This window comes from Streptomyces sp. NPDC033180 (assembly GCF_055577645.1).
The window spans coordinates 97,470-120,020 of sequence record NZ_JBVIPU010000005.1; the positions used below are offsets into that span (position 1 = coordinate 97,470).

At 67.9% G+C, this 22,551-nt stretch carries 17 protein-coding genes; 15 read left to right on the top strand and 2 right to left on the bottom strand.

The window, feature by feature from the left end; translation table 11 throughout:
* Positions 1-47: 47 nt before the first annotated feature.
* The 6 genes from typA (at position 48) to ACZ5WE_RS16980 (ending at position 8,375) form a co-directional block, all read left to right on the top strand.
* Positions 48-1,922, top strand: a complete 1,875-nt coding sequence (typA, locus tag ACZ5WE_RS16955; RefSeq protein WP_467688722.1) for a translational GTPase TypA — start codon at positions 48-50, stop codon at positions 1,920-1,922.
* 635 nt (positions 1,923-2,557) lie between these two features.
* On the top strand, positions 2,558-4,183 hold the full coding sequence (locus ACZ5WE_RS16960; RefSeq protein WP_467688724.1) for a peptide ABC transporter substrate-binding protein: 1,626 nt from the start codon (positions 2,558-2,560) through the stop codon (positions 4,181-4,183).
* Positions 4,184-4,264: 81 nt separating this feature from the next.
* Complete coding sequence (locus ACZ5WE_RS16965) at positions 4,265-5,194, top strand: ABC transporter permease (protein WP_467688725.1); 930 nt, start codon at positions 4,265-4,267, stop codon at positions 5,192-5,194.
* Entirely contained in the window at positions 5,187-6,143 is a 957-nt protein-coding gene (locus ACZ5WE_RS16970; protein ID WP_467688727.1) for an ABC transporter permease, read from the top strand. Before ACZ5WE_RS16965 ends, ACZ5WE_RS16970 begins: the two co-directional genes overlap by 8 nt.
* Before the next feature lie 11 nt (positions 6,144-6,154).
* Positions 6,155-7,216: an ABC transporter ATP-binding protein gene (locus ACZ5WE_RS16975; protein ID WP_467688729.1), complete on the top strand. Its 1,062-nt coding sequence runs from the start codon at positions 6,155-6,157 to the stop codon at positions 7,214-7,216.
* On the top strand, positions 7,209-8,375 hold the full coding sequence (locus ACZ5WE_RS16980; protein WP_399395119.1) for an ABC transporter ATP-binding protein: 1,167 nt from the start codon (positions 7,209-7,211) through the stop codon (positions 8,373-8,375). The genes ACZ5WE_RS16975 and ACZ5WE_RS16980 overlap by 8 nt, the downstream gene beginning before the upstream one ends.
* Positions 8,376-8,830: 455 nt before the next feature.
* Here the strand turns inward: ACZ5WE_RS16980 and ACZ5WE_RS16985 are convergent, their stop codons facing one another.
* Entirely contained in the window at positions 8,831-9,433 is a 603-nt protein-coding gene (locus ACZ5WE_RS16985; protein WP_467688731.1) for a hypothetical protein, read from the bottom strand.
* Positions 9,434-10,021: 588 nt separating this feature from the next.
* On the opposite strand from ACZ5WE_RS16985, the gene ACZ5WE_RS16990 reads away from it, so the two are divergent.
* The 5 genes from ACZ5WE_RS16990 to ACZ5WE_RS17010 all read left to right on the top strand — a co-directional run bounded on the left by ACZ5WE_RS16990 (position 10,022) and on the right by ACZ5WE_RS17010 (position 15,805).
* Positions 10,022-11,653, top strand: a complete 1,632-nt coding sequence (locus ACZ5WE_RS16990; protein ID WP_467688733.1) for a peptide ABC transporter substrate-binding protein — start codon at positions 10,022-10,024, stop codon at positions 11,651-11,653.
* A gap of 70 nt (positions 11,654-11,723) precedes the next feature.
* A complete protein-coding gene (locus ACZ5WE_RS16995; protein ID WP_467688735.1) occupies positions 11,724-12,647 on the top strand; it encodes an ABC transporter permease in 924 nt (307 codons plus the stop codon).
* Positions 12,640-13,617, top strand: a complete 978-nt coding sequence (locus tag ACZ5WE_RS17000; protein ID WP_467688737.1) for an ABC transporter permease — start codon at positions 12,640-12,642, stop codon at positions 13,615-13,617. The genes ACZ5WE_RS16995 and ACZ5WE_RS17000 overlap by 8 nt, the downstream gene beginning before the upstream one ends.
* A gap of 6 nt (positions 13,618-13,623) precedes the next feature.
* Positions 13,624-14,679: an ABC transporter ATP-binding protein gene (locus ACZ5WE_RS17005; protein WP_467688739.1), complete on the top strand. Its 1,056-nt coding sequence runs from the start codon at positions 13,624-13,626 to the stop codon at positions 14,677-14,679.
* Between the two features lie 52 nt (positions 14,680-14,731).
* Positions 14,732-15,805 (top strand): ABC transporter ATP-binding protein, encoded by a 1,074-nt coding sequence (locus ACZ5WE_RS17010; protein WP_467689193.1) that lies wholly within the window; start codon positions 14,732-14,734, stop codon positions 15,803-15,805.
* Positions 15,806-16,068: 263 nt separating this feature from the next.
* Here the strand turns inward: ACZ5WE_RS17010 and ACZ5WE_RS17015 are convergent, their stop codons facing one another.
* A complete protein-coding gene (locus tag ACZ5WE_RS17015; RefSeq protein WP_467688741.1) occupies positions 16,069-18,246 on the bottom strand; it encodes a S9 family peptidase in 2,178 nt (725 codons plus the stop codon).
* 149 nt (positions 18,247-18,395) lie between these two features.
* Between ACZ5WE_RS17015 and ACZ5WE_RS17020 the strand changes: the two genes are divergently transcribed.
* The 4 genes from ACZ5WE_RS17020 (at position 18,396) to ACZ5WE_RS17035 (ending at position 22,441) form a co-directional block, all read left to right on the top strand.
* Positions 18,396-18,590 carry a hypothetical protein gene (locus ACZ5WE_RS17020; protein WP_467688743.1) on the top strand — a complete coding sequence of 65 codons (195 nt, stop codon included), beginning with the start codon at positions 18,396-18,398 and terminating at the stop codon, positions 18,588-18,590.
* A gap of 64 nt (positions 18,591-18,654) precedes the next feature.
* Positions 18,655-19,623 (top strand): N-acetyl-1-D-myo-inositol-2-amino-2-deoxy-alpha-D-glucopyranoside deacetylase, encoded by a 969-nt coding sequence (gene mshB, locus ACZ5WE_RS17025; RefSeq protein ID WP_467688744.1) that lies wholly within the window; start codon positions 18,655-18,657, stop codon positions 19,621-19,623.
* 89 nt (positions 19,624-19,712) lie between these two features.
* The gene (locus ACZ5WE_RS17030; protein ID WP_467689195.1) at positions 19,713-20,093 is read left to right on the top strand and encodes a DUF6113 family protein; all 381 of its coding nucleotides are present in this window, start codon (positions 19,713-19,715) and stop codon (positions 20,091-20,093) included.
* A 170-nt stretch (positions 20,094-20,263) separates the two neighbouring features.
* A complete protein-coding gene (locus ACZ5WE_RS17035; protein ID WP_467688746.1) occupies positions 20,264-22,441 on the top strand; it encodes a hypothetical protein in 2,178 nt (725 codons plus the stop codon).
* The last annotated feature ends 110 nt before the right edge of the window (positions 22,442-22,551 follow it).

Sequence of the window (22,551 nt, forward strand, 5' to 3'; positions counted from 1 at the left end):
GACCGTACGCGCGGCCATCCACTCTTCCCGGGAGAAGCGCAGCTCGTATGCCCACGCGCCATGACATTCGTAATGTTGCCATCGTCGCCCACGTCGACCACGGCAAGACCACCCTGGTCGACGCCATGCTCAAGCAGGCCGGCTCCTTCGCCGCGCACGCAGCCGAGTCCCTCGACGACCGCATGATGGACTCGAACGACCTGGAGCGTGAGAAGGGCATCACGATCCTGGCCAAGAACACGGCCGTCAAGTACCACCCCAAGGATGGCGGCGACGTCATCACCATCAACATCATCGACACCCCCGGCCACGCCGACTTCGGTGGTGAGGTCGAGCGCGGCCTGTCGATGGTGGACGCGGTGGTGCTCCTCGTGGACGCCTCCGAGGGCCCGCTGCCGCAGACCCGCTTCGTGCTCCGCAAGGCCCTCGCGGCCAAGATGCCGGTCATCCTGTGCATCAACAAGACGGACCGCCCGGACTCCCGGATCGCCGAGGTCGTCGACGAGACGTACGACCTGTTCCTGGACCTGGACGCGGACGAGGACCAGATCGAGTTCCCGATCGTCTACGCCTGCGCCCGTGACGGCGTCGCCTCGCTGACGAAGCCGGAGGACGGCACCGTCCCGGCCGACAGCGAGAACCTGGAGCCGTTCTTCTCCACGATCCTGGACACCGTCCCGGCCCCGAAGTACGACGAGGACGCGCCCCTCCAGGCCCACGTCACGAACCTCGACGCCGACAACTTCCTCGGCCGTATCGCGCTGTGCCGCGTCGAGCAGGGCGAGCTGCGCAAGGGCCAGACCGTCACCTGGATCAAGCGTGACGGCTCGCAGTCCAACGTCCGCATCACCGAGCTGATGATGACGGAGGCGCTCACGCGCAAGCCCGCCGAGAAGGCGGGCCCCGGTGACATCTGCGCGATCGCCGGTATCCCGGAGATCATGATCGGTGAGACCCTCGCCGACCCCGAGAACCCGATCGCGCTCCCGCTGATCACGGTCGACGAGCCCGCGATCTCCATGACCATCGGCACCAACACCTCGCCGCTCGTCGGCAAGGGCGGCAAGGGCCACAAGGTCACCGCCCGCCAGGTGAAGGACCGTCTGGACAAGGAGCTCATCGGTAACGTCTCGCTCCGTGTCCTGGACACCGAGCGTCCCGACGCCTGGGAGGTCCAGGGCCGTGGTGAGCTCGCGCTCGCCATCCTGGTCGAGCAGATGCGCCGCGAGGGCTTCGAGCTGACCGTCGGCAAGCCCGAGGTCGTCACCAAGCAGATCGACGGCAAGACGTACGAGCCGATCGAGCGCATGACCATCGACTCGCCCGAGGAGCACCTCGGCGCCATCACGCAGCTGATGGCGACCCGCAAGGGCCGCATGGAGACGATGACCAACCACGGCTCCGGCTGGATCCGCATGGAGTGGATCGTTCCGTCGCGTGGCCTCATCGGCTTCCGTACGGAGTTCCTGACCCAGACCCGCGGCACCGGCATCGCGCACTCGATCTTCGAGGGTCACGAGCCGTGGTTCGGCGACCTGCGCACCCGCCACAACGGCTCGCTCGTCGCGGACCGTTCGGGTTCGGTCACGCCGTTCGCGATGGTCAACCTCCAGGAGCGCGGTGTCATCTTCACCGAGGCCGGCACCGAGGTCTACGAGGGCATGATCGTCGGCGAGAACTCGCGCGCCGACGACATGGACGTGAACATCACCAAGGAGAAGAAGCTCACCAACATGCGTGCGGCTTCCGCGGACACGACCGAGAACGTCGTGCCCGCCCGCAAGCTGTCCCTTGAGCAGTCCCTGGAGTTCTGCCGCGACGACGAGTGCATCGAGGTGACCCCGGAGACCGTGCGTATCCGCAAGGTCGTCCTGGACGCCAAGCAGCGTGGCCGCTCCGCCTCGCGCGCCAAGCACGGCTGAGGCCGGAGCAGAGCCCGGTGAAAACCCGGGCCCGGCACAGCAGCCGTTGACGCTCGGCGAATTCGGCTTCCGAGGCCGGTTTCCGCCCCTCCCCCAGGGAGGGGCGGAAACCGGCCTCTCGTGCGTCTGCCGGGGTTACCCCTTTGCGGGGGCCCAGCGGCACTACGCTGGCCCGGACTTCGGGGGAGGCGGTTCTCCGACTGCTGCCCGCGGCCGCGACTCTCCGCGCATCTACGCGCGTCCGCCCGGCAACCCCGAAAAGGCCCCGCGAACCGCCTGGAGCCCGGACCGCCGCAACCGGTTTTCCCGGGCCATCTGTCCGGAATACGGACAGCGTTGACCGTTAGATGTGTAACACGTCCGTTTCGCAACCATCTATCTCGGATCGGTTTGTCCGGATTTTGGAAGTTGTACGCACCAGGTGTGATTGAACCGAGACCAAAAGGGTGTGGTCGGGCGGTACCTCATGGCTAATAGTTGACCGCGTATAGCTCGGGTCAATGGGTCACGCGCTGTGGGGAGCGCCGACTCACGAGCACACTGGGGTACTTCGATCCACGCGCCGTCAGGGGTGTCGGCGCGGATTCTCGTACCCCCTCTTGTAGTGAACAAGTGGACTCATGAGGAGGAACCCCATGCGTGGTGCCAAGAGCGCCAAGTGGGTCGCGATAGCGGGTGTCGTGGCGCTGACGGCAACGGCCTGTGGTGGCGGCGACGACAGCAGCGGCAACAGCGGCAAGGTCGACCCCAAGGGGATCGTCAGTTACGCCAACGGTGAGCCGCAGAACGCCTTGCAGCCCGCCAACACCATGGAGGCGTACGGCAGCGTCGTCATCAACTCCCTCTTCACGGGGCTTGTCAACTACGACAAGCAGGGGAACATCACCTACGAGAACGCCGAGTCGGTCACCCCCGACAAGGACAACAAGGTGTGGACCGTCAAGCTCAAGTCGGGCTGGAAGTTCCACAACGGCGAGGCCGTCACGGCCAAGTCGTACGTGGACGCCTGGAACTGGGCCGCGAACCCGGCCAACGGCCAGCAGAACAGCGCCTGGTACCGCGACATCGTCGGCTACGACAAGGTCCACCCCGAGAAGGGGAAGGGCACGGGCAAGACCATGTCCGGCCTGAAGGTCGTCGACGACAACACCTTCACCATCACGCTGAACTCGGGCGTCCCGTACTACGCGTACAAGCTCGTCTACTCGCCCTTCTACCCGATGCCCTCGGCAGCGCTGAAGGACCCGAAGAAGTACGGCGAGGCGCCGGTCGGCAACGGTCCCTACAAGCTCAAGAGCTGGGACCACAAGAAGTCGATCCAGGTCACGGCCTGGTCCGGCTACAAGGGTGCCAAGAAGCCGAAGAACGGCGGCATCAACTTCAAGGCGTACACGACGCCGCAGGCCGCGTACAACGACCTGCGCTCGGACAACGTCGACACGATGCCGCTGATCCCGGACAGCGAGCTCGCCAACTTCAAGCAGGACTTCGGCGACCGTGCCATCGAGTCCGACTACTCGGCGATCAACACGGTCAACCCGGCCTTCTACAGCAAGACGTTCAAGGACATGGACGTCAAGGTCATCCAGGGCCTGTCGATGGCCATCGACCGCGACACCATCGCGAAGACCACCTTCGCCGGTACGCGTGAGTCCGCCACCGGCTGGGTCGCCAAGGGCGTCAAGGGCTACAAGGCCGGTGCCTGCGGTGAGTTCTGCAAGTTCAACCCGAAGAAGGCCAAGCAGTTCGTCAAGGACGGCGGCGGCGTTCCCGGCAACAAGATCTCCATCCAGTACAACGCCGACCAGCCGCACGAGGGCTGGGTCACGGCGGTGTGCAACAGCATCACCAAGTCGACCGGCGTGAAGTGCGTCGGCGACCCGAAGACCGACTTCCAGGCCGACACCGAGGTGCGGGACAAGAAGCAGGTCAAGGCGATGTACCGGTCGGGCTGGGTGCTCGACTACCCGTTCAACGGCAACTTCCTCGCCGACCTCTACGGCACGGGCGTCGACGGCAACAAGGGCGGCTTCTCGGACAAGAAGTTCGACGAGCTGACCAAGAAGGCCGACGCGGCCAAGACGATCGACGAGTCCGCGGAGCTGTACAACGAGGCTGAGAAGCAGCTCGTCAACACCTTCCCGGGCATCCCGCTCTGGTACAACAAGACGCTCTCCGCGTACTCCAAGAACGTGAAGCACGTCGAGTTCGACCAGGCCGGCGACCCGATCCTCACCGACATCGAGGTCTTCGAGAAGTAGGCGTCGGAGCCCGGTTCCCGAAGCGACGCCCGGCGATCCCGGGCGTCGCTTCGGGCGGCTTCGGATTGGACGGAGGCACCAATGGGGCGTTATGTCGCGCGGCGACTGCTCCAGATGATCCCGGTCTTCATCGGGACAACCCTGTTGATCTTCATCATGGTCAACGTGCTCCCCGGCGACCCCGTAAGGGCGCTGTGGGGAGACAAGCCGCCGGACCCGGCGCAGGTGGCGCAGATTCGCCACGACCGAGGTCTGGATCTCCCGCTCTGGCAGCAGTACCTGCACTACATGGGCAATCTGCTGCAAGGGGACTTCGGCAAGACGATCGCCGGCAACCGGCCCGTCATCGACGAAATCACCCAGGCGTTCCCGGTCTCGATGCGACTGGCCTCCATGGCCTGGACGTTCGAGCTCATCGTCGGCATCACGCTCGGCGTGCTCGCCGGCATCAAGCGCGGCCGTCTGGTCGACAACACGGTCACGCTCTTCACGCTCCTGGTGATCTCCGTTCCGATCTTCGTGGTCGGTCTGCTGTCCCAGCTCTTCTTCGGCAACGAACTGGGGTGGATCACACCCACGGTCCAGGACTCCGAGAGCATGGCCCAGCTGATGGTCCCCGCGATCGTGCTCGGCATGGTCGGCCTCGCCTACGTGGCGAGACTGACCCGTACGTCGATCGCCGAGAACCGCCAGGCGGACTACATGCGCACGGCAGTGGCCAAGGGCCTGCCGCGGCAGCGCATCATCACCCGGCATCTGCTGCGCAACTCGCTGATCCCCGTGGTGACTTACCTCGGTACGGACGTCGGCACCCTGATGGGTGGCGCGGTCATCACCGAGGGCATCTTCAACGTGACGGGCGTCGGCAACCTCCTCTTCCAGGCTCTCGCCCGCCGCGAGGGCGCGGTCATCGTCGGTGTCGTCACCGTCCTGGTGCTCGTGTACCTCGCAGCCAGCCTGATCGTCGACCTGCTTTACGCGGTCCTGGACCCGAGGATCCGTTATGCCTGACCTCACCAAGTCCCCGGCCGTGGACGACAAGACCGTGACGCCGGACTCTCCCGTCGACGCGATCGCCGCCGGTCCCGCACCGGGCAGGCCGCGCAGCCTGTGGAGCGACGCGTGGCGGGAGCTGCGGAGCAACCCGCTCTTCGTCATATCCGCGTTCCTGATCGTGGTCCTGCTGATGGTGGCGGCCTTCCCCGGCCTGTTCACCGGCGCGGACCCGGACAGTGGCGACCAGGTCAAGCACTTCCTGGGCAAGCCCGAGCTCGGCCAGTTCTTCCAGGAGGGCTGGTTCGGATACGACAGGACGGGCCGCAGCATCTACGCCCGTGTCGTCTTCGGCGCGCGCAACTCGATCCTCGTCGGCGTCGGCGTGACCATCCTGGTCACCCTCTTCGGCGGTCTGTGCGGCATGCTCGCGGGCTACTTCGGCGGCTTCTGGGACAGCCTGCTCTCCCGGCTCACCGACGTGTTCTTCGGCATTCCGTTCCTGCTCGGCGCGATGGTCGTCCTGAACGCCTTCACCGACCGCACGGTGTGGGTCGTCATGGGCGCGCTGGCCTTCCTCGGCTGGACGCAGATCGCGCGTGTCATGCGTGGCGCGGTCATCACGACCAAGCACGCCGACTACGTGGTGGCGGCGCGCGCGCTCGGCGCGGGGACCAAGCGGATTCTGTTCCGCCACATCCTGCCGAACGCGCTGGCCCCGGTGATCGTCGTGGCGACCATCTCGCTCGGCACGTACATCGTCGCCGAGTCGACGCTGTCGTACCTGGGCCTCGGTCTCGGCGACGGCGCCATCTCCTGGGGCGGCGACATCTCCAGGGCCACGCAGGACATCCGGAACAACCCGCACACGCTGTTCTTCCCGGCAGGAATGCTGAGTATCACGGTGCTGGCGTTCATCATGATGGGTGACGCCGTACGCGAAGCCCTCGACCCGAAGCTGCGCTGAGGGAGGCGTAAATGACCAGCATCGACATCAAGGAAGACTCGGTTCCCGCCCCCCGCTCGGGCGAGGAAAGAAGCGGCAGGCTCCTGGACGTCAAGGACCTGCACGTCGAGTTCCACACCCGCGAGGGTGTCGTCAAGGCAGTCAACGGCGTCAACTACAGCGTGGACGCGGGCGAGACGCTCGCCGTCCTCGGTGAGTCCGGCTCCGGCAAGTCCGTGACGGCGCAGGCCATCATGGGCATCCTCGACATGCCACCCGGCAAGATCCCGCAGGGCGAGATCCTCTTCCGCGGCCAGGACATGCTGAAGATGTCCAACGAGGAGCGCAGGAAGATCCGCGGCCGCAAGATCGCGATGATCTTCCAGGACGCGCTGTCGTCGCTCAACCCCGTGCTCTCGGTGGGCTACCAGCTCGGCGAGATGTTCCGGGTGCACGACGGCGTCAGCCGCAAGGAGGCCAAGGCCAAGGCCATCGAGCTGATGGAGCGGGTGAAGATCCCGGCCGCCAAGGAGCGGGTGAACGACTACCCGCACCAGTTCTCCGGCGGTATGCGCCAGCGCATCATGATCGCGATGGCGCTCGCCCTCGAACCGGACCTGATCATCGCGGACGAGCCCACCACGGCGCTCGACGTGACGGTCCAGGCCCAGGTCATGGACCTCCTGGCCGACCTGCAGCGCGAGTACAACATGGGCCTGATCCTGATCACCCACGACCTCGGCGTGGTCGCCGACGTCGCGGACAAGATCGCGGTCATGTACGCGGGCCGGATCGTCGAGACGGCCCCGGTCCACGAGCTCTACAAGCGCCCCGCGCACCCGTACACGCGCGGTCTGCTCGAGTCGATTCCCCGGCTCGACCAGAAGGGCCAGGAGCTCTACGCGATCAAGGGCCTGCCGCCCAACCTGCTCCACATCCCGCCCGGCTGTGCCTTCAACCCACGCTGCCCCAAGGCGCAGGACGTCTGCCGTACGGACGTGCCGGCCCTGGTGTCGGTGACGGAGCAGGACGGCACGGATCTGCCGGGCCGCGGCAGCGCGTGCCACTTCTGGAAGGAGACGATCCATGGCTGAGCCGACGAAGGCTTCGAAGCTCTCGAAGACGGACGAGCCCGCCGACGCCACCCCGAACGTCTCCGAGGTGGAAACGGTCGACGCGGCAAGCGCCGAGGAGGCCGTCGCGGCCATCGAGGCGCCGGTGGAGCGCGGCGAGCCGATCCTCCAGGTCCGCAACTTGGTGAAGCACTTCCCGCTGACCCAAGGCATCCTGCTCAAGAAGCAGATCGGCGCGGTCAAGGCGGTCGACGGCATCTCCTTCGACCTGTACCAGGGCGAGACCCTCGGCATCGTGGGCGAGTCCGGCTGTGGCAAGTCCACGGTCGCCAAGCTCCTGATGACGCTGGAGCGGGCCACGGCCGGCGAGGTCTTCTACAAGGGCCAGGACATCACCAAGCTGTCCGGGCGTGCGCTGAAGGCGGTCCGCCGCAACATCCAGATGGTGTTCCAGGACCCCTACACGTCCCTGAACCCCCGTATGACGGTGGGCGACATCATCGGGGAGCCCTTCGAGATCCACCCCGAGGTGGCTCCCAAGGGCTCGCGCCGCCAGAAGGTCCAGGATCTCCTGGACGTGGTGGGCCTGAACCCGGAGTACATCAACCGCTACCCGCACCAGTTCTCGGGCGGTCAGCGTCAGCGCATCGGCATCGCCCGAGGTCTGGCCCTCAACCCCGAGATCATCATCTGCGACGAGCCGGTCTCGGCCCTGGACGTCTCCGTCCAGGCCCAGGTCATCAACCTGATGGAGAAGCTGCAGGACGAGTTCAACCTCTCGTACCTCTTCATCGCGCACGACCTGTCGATCGTCCGGCACATCTCGGACCGCGTGGGCGTGATGTACCTCGGCAAGATGGCGGAGATCGGCTCGGACGAGCAGATCTACGAGCACCCGACGCACCCGTACACGCAGGCGCTGCTCTCCGCGGTGCCGGTGCCGGACCCGGAGGCACGCGAGGGCCGCGAACGGATCATCCTGACGGGCGACGTCCCGTCCCCCGCGAACCCGCCCTCGGGCTGCCGCTTCCGCACCCGCTGCTGGAAGGCGGAGGCGAAGTGCGCGGAGGAGACCCCGCTGCTGGCGATCCCCCAGCGCTTCGCGGGCCAGGACACCCCGGCGGCCCACGAGTCGGCGTGCCACTTCGCGGAGGAGAAGGACGTCGTGCACGCGGCGTGAGTGTGTGTACGGCCTGCACGTGATGGGGGCGCCCGGAACCAGTTGGTTCCGGGCGCCCCCATTTTCGTCCTCGGCGGAGGACACCGTGCAGGAGGAGCAGGCGTGGGTGTGGCACCCGGGGCGGCGTCGACCGGAAGGTGTGGGCTGCCGGGGGGGGGCGACGGGGCGAACTCGCCCTACTGGGCCGGCACCACTGAGTCCTCCTCGCAGCTGCGCGTCGGCGTCGAGGGTGCGCGAGTGGGTCTCCGTGGTGGAGGTGGACACGGATAGGCCTGGCTGAGGGAGCGCGCCGGCTTGGCGTAAGGTGCAGGCCCGCCGGGCCTCACCGAACCGGGCTCTTCCGGTTCAGGGCGGGGCCGGGAATTGACGAATCGAGGTCCAGGGACGCAAAAGTGCCTGCGTTCTTTGCCTCCCCACCGGGGCGCGACGAACGCAGGCACTTGAGCCAGGCGCGGTCAGCTGAAGACCGTCTGGGGCTTGACGTAGGTCTGCTTCCCGTCGTTCGCCCAGATCTGAAGCGCAAGCTTTTCGACGCACTTCGAGTACTTGCCTGAGCCGCTGTCGTACAGGCAAGCCTGGACCCTGAGGGTGCTGTTCTCGTAGTAGTCCTTGTTGCAGTGGCCCCACTTTCCGAATCCGTGACTGTTGATACAGACACCCTGTCGGTAGAGCGAGCCGTTGCGGTAATTCTTCCACTTCAGGGCGACAGACTTTCCGTCTTTGTCATTGTCGCCGATCCACCATTCATCGCCGTTGGCATTAAAGTACTCGACGCCTACGGGCGGGCCGCCGAGATTGCCGCCATTGAAGTACCACCATCCGGGACCTCCGGAGTTATATCCCTTCCCAGGTCCGCCAGACGAGTACTTGGCGTGATCAGTCTCGTAGGAAACTGCCGCAGCGTGGGGGGCCGATGCTATTCCCAGGGCGAGACTGATTGTGAGAGACGCTGTGACAGCCCATGCGGAGCGCGACTTCACCAAGACTATTCCCCTTTTTCGTTTCTGACGTTCGTCCCCGTGCTGAAAGATGGTCGGGCTACTGAAGTGCACGGCCACCGACTGACGGGAGTGGAACGCTACCACTCGGTCTTTCAGGCTCCGTCATCGGCAAGCGTTCGAATGTCGACGAAGTCACGGAATGGAAACGGCGAAATCGTCTGGGTTGCCTGCGGGTGCCCAGAAGTGCGCCCAGGCTGATGATGCAAATGAATTCCTGAAGGCGGCCAGGAGTGCGGAGTAGGGCGTGGGGAAAAGCGGTGGTGGGCGTCAACTGCCCTAATGCTCGGGCCTTCTGGTCATGAGTCAGGGCCGCACTGACGGTCCGCCCCTTGGTGATCCCACCAGTGAGGAGCCGTCACTTCTTGTGCGGTCCAACTCGCTCCGTACGACGTCGGATTGACGGTGCCAGGATGTCGAAGAGGCCGAGTCCGCTGGAAATGCCCGAGCGTCAGATCCCTGATCCCGCCGCCCCTCGAGCGAAGGGTGACCGGCCGATGTTGTGGCTGGATCGACTCTGGGAGGCATCTCGCGCGTCGCGCGAGTGCCACGGCGCGCACTCGGAGGGATGCCCCTAAGGTGCACTATGTCTGGTTTAGGTAAATATTGAGCGTACGTGACGCGTGACCGTTCAAGAGGAGGAACTCGATGCGTGGAGCCACGCACGCCAAGTGGGCCGCTTGTGCGGTGACCGTCGCGCTCGCGGCGACCGCCTGTGGCGGAGGCGGGGGCAGCGGTGGTGGCGGCGACGGCTCCGGGATCGTGGGGTCCTCCTGGGGTGATCCGCAGAATCCGCTGGAGCCTGCGAACACCAATGAGGTGCAGGGCGGCAAGGTGCTCGACATGCTCTTCCGGGGTCTCATGCGGTACGACCCGAAGACCGGCGAGGCCAAGAACATGGTCGCCGAGAAGATCGACACCAAGGACTCGCAGAACTTCACCGTGAAGATCAAGAGCGGCTGGAAGTTCAGCAACGGCGAGAAGGTCACTGCCAAGTCCTTCGTCGACGCCTGGAATTACGGCGCCCACCTGAAGAACAACCAGAAGAACGCCTACTTCTTCGGCTACATCGAGGGGTATGAAGACGTCCACCCGGAGAAGGGGGACGCCAAGGCCGACACGCTCTCCGGGCTGAAGGTCGTCGACGACACCACCTTCACCGTCAAGCTCACGCAGAAGTTCTCCACCTGGCCCAAGACCCTCGGCTACCCGGCCTTCGCACCACTGCCCAAGGCGTTCTACGACGACCACGACGCATGGCTCGCCAAGCCTGTCGGCAACGGCCCGTACACCGTGGACTCGTACGCCAAGGGATCGAAGATGTCCCTGCGGAAATGGGACGGGTACAGCGGTACGGACAAGGCGCAGAACGGCGGTGTGGATCTCAAGGTCTACACCGACAACAACACCGCCTACACGGACCTGATGGCGGGCAATCTCGACCTCGTCGACGACGTTCCCGCCTCGCAGCTCAAGAACGCCAAGAGCGATCTGGGTGACCGCTACATCAACACCCCGGCGGGCATCATCCAGACGCTCGCCTTCCCCTTCTACGACAGCAAGTGGTCGAAGGCGGGGATGGAGAAGGTCCGGCAGGGGCTCTCCATGGCGATCAACCGTGAGCAGATCACCGAGACCATCTTCCAGAAGACCCGTACTCCCGCCACCGACTGGACGTCCCCGGTGCTCGGTGAAGCCGGCGGGTACAAGGCAGGGCTGTGCGGTGACGCCTGCAAGTACGACGCGGCCAAGGCGAAGAAGCTGGTCGAGGACGGCGGCGGCATCCCGGGCGGCACGCTGAAGATCACGTACAACGCGGACACCGGCTCGCACAAGGAATGGGTCGACGCGGTCTGCAACTCCATCAACAACTCCCTGGGCCAGGACAAGGCATGCGTCGCCAACCCGGTCGGCACGTTTGCCGACTTCCGCAGCCAGGCGTCGCAGCAGAAGCTTGACGGCGCCTGGCGCGCGGGATGGCAGATGGACTATCCGCTGATCCAGAACTTCCTGCAGCCGCTGTACTACACGGACGCCCCGTCCAATGACGGCAAGTGGTCCGACAAGAAGTTCGACGATCTCGTCGACAAGGCCAACGCCGAGACCGACACCGCGAAGGCCGTCTCCACCTTCCAGGACGCCGAAAAGGTGCTCGCCGAGCAGATGGCGGTCATTCCGCTCTGGTACCAGAACGGCAGCGCCGGCTACTCGGACAGGGTCTCCGACGTGGCCCTGAACCAGTTCAGCGTGCCGGTCTACAACGAGATCAAGGTCAGCTGAGGCCAGGGAGCGGTCATCCGGCGCCCGTCACCGCGTCGGATGACCGCTTCCGTTACTTCCGGAGCCCTTCATGGGACGTTATGTGATCCGGCGTCTGCTGCAGATGATCCCGGTCTTCTTCGGCGCCACACTGCTGATCTTCCTGATGGTGAACGTGATGGGCGACCCCGTCGCGGGCCTCTGCGGGGACCGAAAGTGCGACCCCGCGACGGCCGCCCAGCTGAAGAAGGAATTCGGCCTCGATAAGCCCGTGTGGCAGCAGTACGTGACCTACATGGGCAATGTCTTCACCGGCGACTTCGGTACCGCATTCAACGGGCAGAAGGTCACCGAGCTGATGTCGACGGCCTTCCCGCTCACGATCCGCCTGACGCTCGTCGCGATCGTCTTCGAGATCGTCATCGGAATCTCGCTGGGCGTCGTCACGGGCCTGCGGCGCGGTCGTCCCATCGACACCGTCGTACTGGTCCTGACGCTCGTCGTCATCGCCATTCCCACCTTCGTCACCGGCCTGCTTCTGCAGCTGTTCCTCGGTGTCGAGTGGGGGATCATGAAACCCTCCGTCTCCTCGGAGGCGCCCGTCAACGAACTCATCGTGCCAGGCCTCGTGCTCGCCTCTGTGTCTCTGGCGTACGTGACGCGTCTGACCCGGACCTCGATCGCCGAGAACCGACGTGCCGACTACGTCCGCACGGCCATCGCCAAGGGACTGCCCAGACGCCGCGTCATCATCCGGCACCTGCTGCGCAATTCGCTCATCCCAGTGGTCACCTTCATCGGCACCGACATCGGCGCGCTGATGGGCGGCGCGATCGTCACCGAGCGGATCTTCAACATCCACGGCGTCGGCTTCCAGCTCTACCAGGGGATCCTTCGCCAGAGCACGCAGACCGTCGTCGGCTTCGTGACCGTCCTCGTCCTGGTCTTCCTGGTGGCCAACCTGATCGTCGACCTGCTGTACGCCGTTCTCGACCCGAGGATCCGCTATGCCTGAACCCCGAGAGCCAGACGGAGCCATCGCCCCGACCGGTGCGGGCGGCGCGATGGACCTCGCGGCGACCGAGGGGACGACGCTGGAGAAGGGGCCCGGCGGGTCCGGAGGCGCCGGCCCTTCGGCCCCGGCCCGCAGCCTGTGGTCCGACGCCTGGCACGAGCTGCGGCGGAACCCGGTCTTCATCATCTCGGGCCTCGTCATCCTCTTCCTGGTGGTCATCGCGATCTGGCCGTCCTTGATCGCTTCTGGCAATCCCCTCTCCTGCGACCTGTCGAAGAGGGAACAGGGATCCCAGCCCGGCCACCCCTTCGGCTTCGACGGCCAGGGCTGCGACGTCTACACACGGACCGTGTACGGGGCCCGCGCCTCGGTCACCGTCGGCGTCTGCGCCACGCTCGGCGTCGCGATCCTGGGCAGCGTGCTCGGCGGGCTCGCGGGGTTCTTCGGCGGGTTCTGGGACGCGATCCTCTCCCGGATCACCGATGTCTTCTTCGCCATTCCCGTCGTACTCGGCGGCCTGGTGCTCCTGTCGGTCGTCACCAGCAACACCGTCTGGCCGGTGATCGGCTTCATGGTCCTGCTCGGCTGGCCGCAGCTCTCGCGCATCGCCCGCGGCTCCGTCATCACCGCCAAACAGAACGACTACGTCCAGGCGGCGCGGGCCCTCGGCGCCTCCAACTCGCGGATGCTCCTGCGGCACATCGCGCCGAACGCGGTCGCGCCGGTGATCGTGGTGGCCACCATCGCGCTGGGTACGTACATCGCCCTGGAGGCGACCCTCTCGTACCTCGGCGTCGGTCTGAAGCCGCCGACCGTGAGCTGGGGCATCGACATCTCGGCCGCATCCCAGTACATCCGCAACGCCCCGCACATGCTGCTCTGGCCCGCCGGAGCGCTCGCCATCACCGTGCTCGCGTTCATCATGCTCGGCGACGCGGTGCGCGACGCCCTCGACCCGAAGCTGAGGTAGGCGCCCATGGCAACCGTGGCATCCGGAGCATCCGGTGCGTCCGAGGCGCCCACCCCAGGGGCGTCCAAGCTGCTCGAAGTGCGCGACCTGCACGTCGAGTTCAGGACCAGGGACGGCGTCGCCAAGGCCGTCAACGGCGTCGACTACACCGTCAGCGAGGGCGAGACGCTCGCCGTGCTCGGCGAGTCCGGTTCCGGCAAGTCCGTGACCGCGCAGGCCATCATGGGCATCCTCGACATGCCGCCCGGGAAGATCACCGGGGGAGAGATCCTCTTCAAGGGCCAGGACCTCCTCAAGCTCAAGGCGGAGGAGCGGCGCAAGACGCGCGGCGCCGGAATGGCGATGATCTTCCAGGACGCCCTGTCGTCGCTGAACCCCGTGGTCAGCGTCGGCCAGCAGCTCGGCGAGATGTACGTCGTCCACCAGGGGATGTCCCGCAAGGACGCCAAGGCCAAGGCCGTCGAGCTGATGGACCGGGTGCGCATCCCGGCCGCGAAGGAACGCGTCGGGCAGTATCCGCACCAGTTCAGCGGCGGCATGCGCCAGCGCATCATGATCGCCATGGCGATGGCGCTCGAACCCTCGCTGATCATCGCCGACGAACCGACCACCGCCCTCGACGTGACCGTCCAGGCCCAGGTGATGGACCTCCTTGCCGAGCTCCAGCGCGAGCTGCACATGGGCCTGATCCTGATCACCCACGACCTGGGCGTCGTGGCCGATGTCGCCGACAACATCGCCGTCATGTACGCGGGCCGCATCGTCGAGAAGGCTCCCGTCCACGAGATCTACAAGGCTCCCGCGCACCCGTACACCCGCGGTCTCCTGGAATCCATCCCCCGCCTCGACCAGAAGGGCCAGGAGCTCTACGCGATCAAGGGCCTGCCGCCCAACCTCATGAACATCCCACCGGGCTGCGCCTTCAACCCCCGCTGCCCGATGGCCCAGGACATCTGCACGACCGACGAGCCGCCCCTCTACGACGTGACGTACGAAGGTCTGGCCGCCGACCGCCGGAGCGCCTGCCACTTCTGGAAGGAGACGCTCCATGCCTCGTGGTGAGCACGTCAGCAGGAAGCAGCTGGAGGACGAGGGTGAGACCGCTCGGCAGCTGATGCACAAGGCGCAGGCGGAGCACGAGTTCGCCGCACACGGCTCGGCGTCGGGCCATGAGCCGATCCTCCAGGTGCGGGGCCTGGTCAAGCACTATCCGCTCACTCAGGGCATCGTCATCAAGAAGCACATCGGCGCGGTCAAGGCCGTCGACGGCGTCGACTTCGACCTCGGGCGTGGCGAGACGCTGGGCATCGTGGGGGAGTCCGGCTGCGGCAAGTCGACGGTCGCCAAGATGCTGGTGAACCTGGAGCGGCCGACGGCGGGCGAGATCCGCTACAAGGGCGAGGACATCAGCAAGCTGTCCGGGCGCGCGCTGAAGGCCGTGCGCCGCAACATCCAGATGGTCTTCCAGGACCCGTACACGTCGCTCAATCCCCGGATGACGGTCGGCGACATCATCGGGGAGCCGTACGAGATCCATCCGGAGGTCGCGCCGAAGGGCTCGCGGCGGCAGAAGGTGCGAGAGCTGTTGGACGTGGTCGGGCTCAACCCCGAGTACATCAACCGCTATCCGCACCAGTTCTCCGGCGGGCAGCGCCAACGGATCGGTATCGCGCGGGGGTTGGCACTGCGGCCCGAGATCATCGTGGCGGACGAGCCGGTGTCGGCGCTGGACGTCTCGGTGCAGGCGCAGGTGGTGAACCTCCTGGCCCAGCTCCAGAGCGACTTCGACCTCTCGTACGTGTTCATCGCCCACGACCTGTCGATCGTGCGGCACATCTCGGATCGGGTGGGTGTGATGTACCTGGGGCGGATCGTCGAGATCGGCTCCGAGGACGAGATCTACGAGCATCCGACGCACCCCTACACGCAGGCGCTGCTCTCGGCCGTGCCGGTGCCGGATCCCGAGGCGCGGGAGCGTCGGGAGCGGATCATCTTGAGCGGGGATGTGCCCTCGCCGGCGAATCCGCCCTCGGGGTGCCGGTTTCGCACGCGGTGCTGGAAGGCGCGGGAGCGGTGCGCCCTGGAGGTGCCGGCGCTGGCCGTTCCGGCGGAGTTCCGTGGCGTCTCCGGGCCCGCTGCCCACGACTCGGCGTGCCACTTCGCTGAGGAGAAGCAGGTGGTGCCGTAGGGGCGGTCCCTGCGAGGCTCTGTCCTCAAACGCCGGACGGGCTGAGATTTCAGCCGTCCGGCGTTTGAGGACGCCCCCGCGCAGCGGGTTTTCGGGAAGGGGCGGGGTTGGGGAAGAAGCCTGTTCGTGCTTTACACACGGGCAATCGCGCCGTCGCACCGGCGATATACGCCAGCGGCAGGCTGGTCAACGTACGGCCGTGCGGGTGCCGTAGGTCGGCCGGGGCAAGCCATGTCGCCCCGGCCGACCGCCGTGCTCCGGGGCTAGCGCATCCCCAGCGAACGCTTCAAGAAGTCCACCTGAAGCAGCAGCAGATTCTCCGCGACCTGCTCCTGCGGAGTCATGTGCGTGACCCCGGAGAGCGGGAGGACCTCATGGGGCCGCCCCGCGGCCAGCAGCGCCGACGACAGGCGCAGGGCGTGCGCCACCACCACGTTGTCGTCCGCGAGGCCGTGCACGATCATCAGCGGCCGGGACGGGTTCTCCGGGGCCGACAGACCCTCCTCCGTGACGAGGGAGTTCAGGGCGTACGGGGCCGGGTCCTCACCGGGGTTCCCCAGGTACCGCTCCGTGTAGTGCGTGTCGTACAGCTGCCAGTCCGTCACCGGCGCCCCCGCCACCCCCGCGTGGAAGACGTCGGGACGGCGAAGGACCGCGAGCCCGGCGAGGTAACCGCCGTAGGACCAGCCCCGGATGGCGACCCGGTCGAGGTCGAGGGGGAAGGACGCAGCGAGGCCCTGCAACGCGTCCACCTGGTCGTCCAGGGTCAGGGTGAAGTCCCGCCGGATCGCCTTCTCCCAGGCGGGGGAGCGGCCCGGCGTACCCCGGCCGTCCGCGACGATCACGGCGAAGCCCTGGTCGGCGAACCACTGGGACGTGAGGTACGGGTTGTGGGCGGCGAGGACCCGCTGGCCGTGCGGGCCGCCGTACGGGTCGAGGAGTACGGGCAGCGGCCCCGAGCCCTCCTCGTAGTCGGTGGGGAGCAGGACGGCGCACGGGATCTTGCGTGCGCCCCCTTCGGTCAGAGTCACGCGCGGCGTGAGCCCCGGACGCCGCGCGTGTGAGGCGACGGTGGCCACCTGCTTGCCGTCGCGCAGTACCTGGACGCGGGAGCCCGGTTGGTCAAGGGTGGCCGACACGAGGACCGTGAGGCCGCCGGAGCGCACCGCCGAGTGCACCCCGGGTTCGCCGGAGACACGCTCGACGCCCAGTTCGTTGACCCGGTAGACGTGCACCTCGCCCGTCTCCGGGGTCGCGGCTGCCGCTCCCGCGGATGCCGAGATCAGTACGTCGTCGTCCGCCACGTCGAGCACCGCGCGGACGTGCAACTGATGCCCCGTCAATGGGCGTTCACCCACCGCCAGGACCCGCGCGCCGCCCTCGTCCACGATCCGTACCAGGCGTCCGCTGGGGGACCAGGAGGGAGCCCCGGGGAAGAGCTCCAGCCACTGCGGATCCTCCTCCGCGTGCACCATGCGGGTCGAGCCGTCGTCCGGGTCAACCGCCAGGTAGAGCTGGCTGAGCTGGTCCCTGGACTGGACGAGGAGCAGCGGCGCCCCCGCCGACGACCAGTGCACCCGCGCCAGATACGGGTAGCGGGCGCGGTCCCACATCACCTCGGTGCGCGCGCCGTCCAGGGTCACGACGAAGAGGCGTACGTCCGCGTTGGCCGTGCCCGCCGCCGGGTACGCGACCCGCGCGGGCTCCGTCTCCGGGTGCGCGGGGTCGGCGATCCACCAGCGCCGTACGGGAGCGTCGTCGGCGCGTGCGACAAGGAGCCGGTCCGACTCGGGCGACCACCAAAAGCCCCGCGAACGCTGCATCTCCTCGGCCGCGATGAACTCCGCGAGGCCGTACGTCACGGTCGCCTTCTCGACGGAGTCCGGCTCCGGCGCCACAAGGGCACGGTCACCTTCCCCGTCGGCGCCTGTCACCCGCAGGGCGCCCCCGGCCACGTACGCGATGTGGCGGCCGTCGGGCGAGGGGCGCGGATCGATCACCGGTGCGGGGGCGGGCAGTTCGCTTGCCGTGCCCACGCGCAGCTCCGCCGCGAAGAGCCGTCCGGAGAGGGTGAAGGCGGCGAGCTCCACCGCCGCGTCCGTCGCGTACCCCACGATGCCCGCGCCGCCCTCGCGGCTGCGCTCACGCCGGGCCCGCTCCTCGGCGGAGAGCCGCTCGACCGCGCCCTTCAACAGAGCCTGGGGATCGGCCGCGACGCGCTCGGTCGCGCCGTCCTGAAGGTCCAGGACCCAGAGTTGGTTCGCCCGGTCCGTGCCGGACGACGAGCGAAGGAAGGCGACGCGGGACCCGTCCGGCGCCACCGTGAACGCGCGGGGCGCACCGAGAGTGAAGCGTTGCGTGCGGGCGTGCAGGCGGGGGAAGGAGAGCCGCTGCGCGTGACTCTCGGCGGGCCCGGTGGTTCCGGGCGTCTCGGTGGTCATCCTCCGAGCCTATGGGGCATGCGCCCCCTTGTGCTGCCGTGCTCCGAGTCATGCGGACCCACGGATAGTTATGATCCGTAGCGCTTAGTGGGTATGAACCTGCTGGCGTCCGCACTGGTGCAGGGTCTTGGACTTGGAGGTGAGCCGCCGTGGCACTCTCGATTTCGGCGGTGGTGCTACTGGCGATCATCGTCTTCTTGCTGGTCAAGAAGTCAGGATTGAAGACCGGCCACATGATCGTCTGTGTGCTGCTCGGCTTCTACCTGGCGGGCTCCTCCATCGCCCCGACGATCAACGAGCTGACGACGAACGTGGCGGGGATGATCGGCGACATCAAGTTCTGAGCCGTTCGCTTGATCCGTCCGCTCACGTTCCGACCGGTGCGCGGGGTGCTCGTAGGGTGGTCCCATGACGGAACTGCCCGCCCGGCGTCTGCTGCTCGTGCACGCGCACCCCGACGACGAGTCGATCAACAACGGCGCGACGATGGCCAAGTACGCGGCCGACGGCGCCCATGTCACGTTGGTGACCTGCACGCTGGGCGAGGAGGGCGAGGTCATCCCGCCCGACCTCGCCCATCTCGCGCCCGACCGCGAGGACGCGCTCGGCCCGCAGCGCATCGGCGAGCTGGCCGCCGCGATGAAGGAGCTGGGCGTCGCCGACCACCGCTTCCTCGGCGGCACCGGCCGCTACCGCGATTCCGGGATGATGGGCATCGAGCAGAACCACCGCGCGGGCGCCTTCTGGTCCGCCGATCTCGACGCCGCCGCCGCGCACCTCGTCGAGGTGATCCGCGAGGTGCGGCCCCAGGTCCTCGTGACGTACGACCCGGACGGCGGGTACGGCCACCCCGACCACATCCAGGCCCACCGCGTCGCGATGCGCGCCGCGGACCTCGCGGCCGAGGGCGCCTTCCGCGCGGATCTCGGCGAACCGCACACCATCCGCAAGATCTACTGGAACCGCGCACCGCGCTCCGTCGTCGAAGAGCGGTTCCGGTGGATGGAGGGTGCCCTGCGGCACTCGCCGTTCACGACCCCCGGCGTGGTCGCGGACGTCCCCGGTGTGACGGACGACGAACGGATCACGGCGGAGATCGACGGGACGGCCTTCGCGCAGGCGAAGGCGGCGGCGATGCGCGCGCACGCTACGCAGATCGAGGTGCAGGGCCCGCTCTTCGTCCTGTCGAACGGGCTCGCGCAGCCGATCTTTGATGTGGAGTACTACGAGTTGGTGCGAGGAAAGGCCGGTGCGGTGGACGGCGAGCGTGAGACGGATCTGTTCGCGGGGCTTGAAGGTGCGGGGCTCGAAGGCTCAGCAGGACACGCAGGCTCGGGGCACGCAGGCTCGGGGCACGAAGGGGTGACGAGGCTGTGAGTACTCGTTCGCGTGCCACGTCGTCATCGTCGGCTTCCGGCGCGTCGTCCGCTGCCTCCCCGCCGGGCGGCAGCGCGCTTGCCCAGCCACTGAACCTCGGTCGCATCGCCTCGTACGGAGGCCTCTTCGTGCTGGGCTTGGTCGTCGGCACGGCCGGCGTGCTCGTCCAAGGGGGCTGGTTCCCGGGCTGGTTCCCGGGCGGGTTGCTGCTCGCGCTTCTCGGGGCCGCCGGGCTCTTCTACGGGGGAGCGCGTGCCGTCGGTACCAGAGCGGGGGCGGTGGCGCCTGCGGCGGGCTGGTTCGTCTCCGTCATGCTGCTCATGGCCAGTCGGCCCGAGGGGGACTTCCTCTTCGGCGCGGGATTCGGCTCGTACGCCTTCCTGTTCGGCGGGACGGCGGTCGCTGTGATGTGTGCCACCCTCGGTCAGCGGCCGCAACCAGGCGGGCCCGCCGCCCGACTTGGCAAGTGACGTACCACTTCAGCCCGTGTGCCGCACGGGTTTGACGGCGGTCACAGGATGAGTGCCGACGGCGGCCAGTATGGTGGTGCGCGCCGTCGAGCCTCCCCCAGCCTCCGGCCGGGGGGAATTCCCCTCCGCGCGGGGAGCACGGACGGCGGAGCCAACCGGGAGAACCTGCCTTGAGTCGTGAAACTGACAGTTCGTCCTCCGGGCCCCAGGGGCGCGGTGGAGCCGCTTACCCCTCGGGGACGCCGCCGTACGGCTCCCCCGCGCAGGGCGCCGCGTCGGACGGCGCCGTGGAGGGCGCGCAGCGGCAGGCCGCCGAGGAGCGGCCCGACGAGCCCAAGACCGAGACCACGCTGACCACGCGCATCCGGATCAACATCCCCGGGTCGCGGCCCATCCCACCGGTCGTCATGCGCACGCCCGTCGGGGACAGCGATGCCGGTGCGTCACGTCCGCTGGACGGGGGCCGCGCGGCCGACGGACCCGACGCCGGGGACGGCGCGGGGCGCCCGGGGGCCGCGAACGGCGCGGGTGGGCCCGGTTCCGCCGGGCTGCCCGCTTCGGGCTCCGCGCCCGCGGGGCCTCCCTCCGCCGGGTCGTCGTCGCCGTCCGCTCCGGCCGAGGAGAAGACGAGTGACTGGTTCGCGCCGCGCAAGAGCAGCAGCGCGTCCGGGCCCACCGGTTCGGGGGCCGGCGGCAGCGGCAACGGCTCGGGTACGGGCTCCTTCGACGTGTCGGGGGCCGTGGCATCGGGACCGCTCGGCTCGGGTGCGCCGCAGGGCGGCGACCCGCAGCGCGGGGACCTGCCGTACTTCTCCGGTGGCGGCGCGGGCGACGGCGGCCGTGGACCGTCGGGGCCCACCAGCGGGCCGATGACCGGTGACGGACCGATGGCGCCGAGGCTCACCGATCCGTCCGACCCGGCGAACCAGGCCAACCCGGCAGGCCGGGCGAACCCGTTGACTCCGCCGGATCAGGGCGGTTCGGGTAACCGCCCCAACCCGGCAAACCCGGGCAATCGCCCCAACCCGGCCAACCCGGCCAACCCCGCCGCCCGTTCGGGTGCCGGTGCCGGAGCGCCCGCGATGGGCGACGACACCGCCATCCTCACGCCGCAGAAGGCGGGCCCCGTCCAGGGGCCCCCCGGCGGCCCCCGGCCCCCCGCCGCGGGCGGCCCGGTCCCCGGCGGCCCCGGCTCCATCCCGGGTGGCCCGAGCGCGCCCTCTCCCGGAACCAACGTCTCCGGTGACACCCTGACCAGCGGCATCCCCGTCGTGCCGCCCGCGCAGAACTCGCCGTTCGCCACGGGCCCGCAGGGGGACGGACCCGTCCCGCACACCCCGCCCAAGCTGCCCGAGCCGGTGCAGCCGAACGTGCCCGTCGCCGCGGCCCCGGCCAAGAAGAAGGGGCGCAACAAGCTCGTTCTGGTGGCCGTCGCCGTGGTCGTCGTGGCCTGCGGGGCCTACGGCGCCGGTCTGTTGATGAACCACGCCGACGTACCGAAGGGCACCACCGCGCTCGGCGTCGACATCGGCGGCGGCACGCGCGACGAGGCCGTCAAGAAGCTCGACGCGGCGATCGGCGAGAGCGTGGCCAAGCCCCTGAAGCTGTCGGTCGACGGTGAGACGGTCACGCTCAAGCCTGACCAGGCGGGTCTGACCCTGGACAGCCAGGCGACCGTCCGCGAGGCCGCGGGCAGCGACTACAACCCCGTATCGGTGATCGGATCGCTCTTCGGCGGCGCGCGCGTCGCCGAGCCGGTCATGCCCGTGGACGAGGAGAAGCTGGCGGCCGCCCTGGAGCGCGCCGCGGGCGGCTCGGGATCGGCCAAGGAGGGCACGGTCAAGTTCCTGCCCGGCAAGGCCGTCCCCGTGTACGGCAAGGCGGGCAAGGGCATCGACGTCGCCGCGTCGACCAAGGCCGTCTCGGAGGCGTACAGGAAGCAGGTCGAGACCGGTAGCGCGGGCACCGTCGCGGTGCCCGTCACGACCCGCAAGCCGACCGTCCCGAACGCCGAGGTCGACAAGTTCATGACGCGCTTCGCCAAGCCCGCCATGTCCGCCAACGTCACGATCAAGGCGGGCAACGCCTCGATCCCGTTCGGTCCGGCGAAGTCCCTGCCGAAGGTGCTCGAGACGAAGGTGCTCAAGAACGGCACGCTGCAGGTGCACTACAACACCGTCGAGCTCAAGAAGCTCTACGGCAACGTCTTCGACGGCATCCTGATCCAGCGCGGCAACGGCGACAAGACGCCGGTCCAGCCGACGGACGTGGCCGCCGCGATGAACAAGGCGCTGATCGGCAAGACGCCGGCGGAGCGGGTCGGTGTGATCGAGACCGACGCCAACTGATTTCCCGTACGCACCCGGAGGCCGGGCGGACCACAGAGGGGACCGCCCGGCCTCCGGCGTGTCCGGCATGACATCTGTCATCCCGGACTCGGCACACACGACACTGCCGC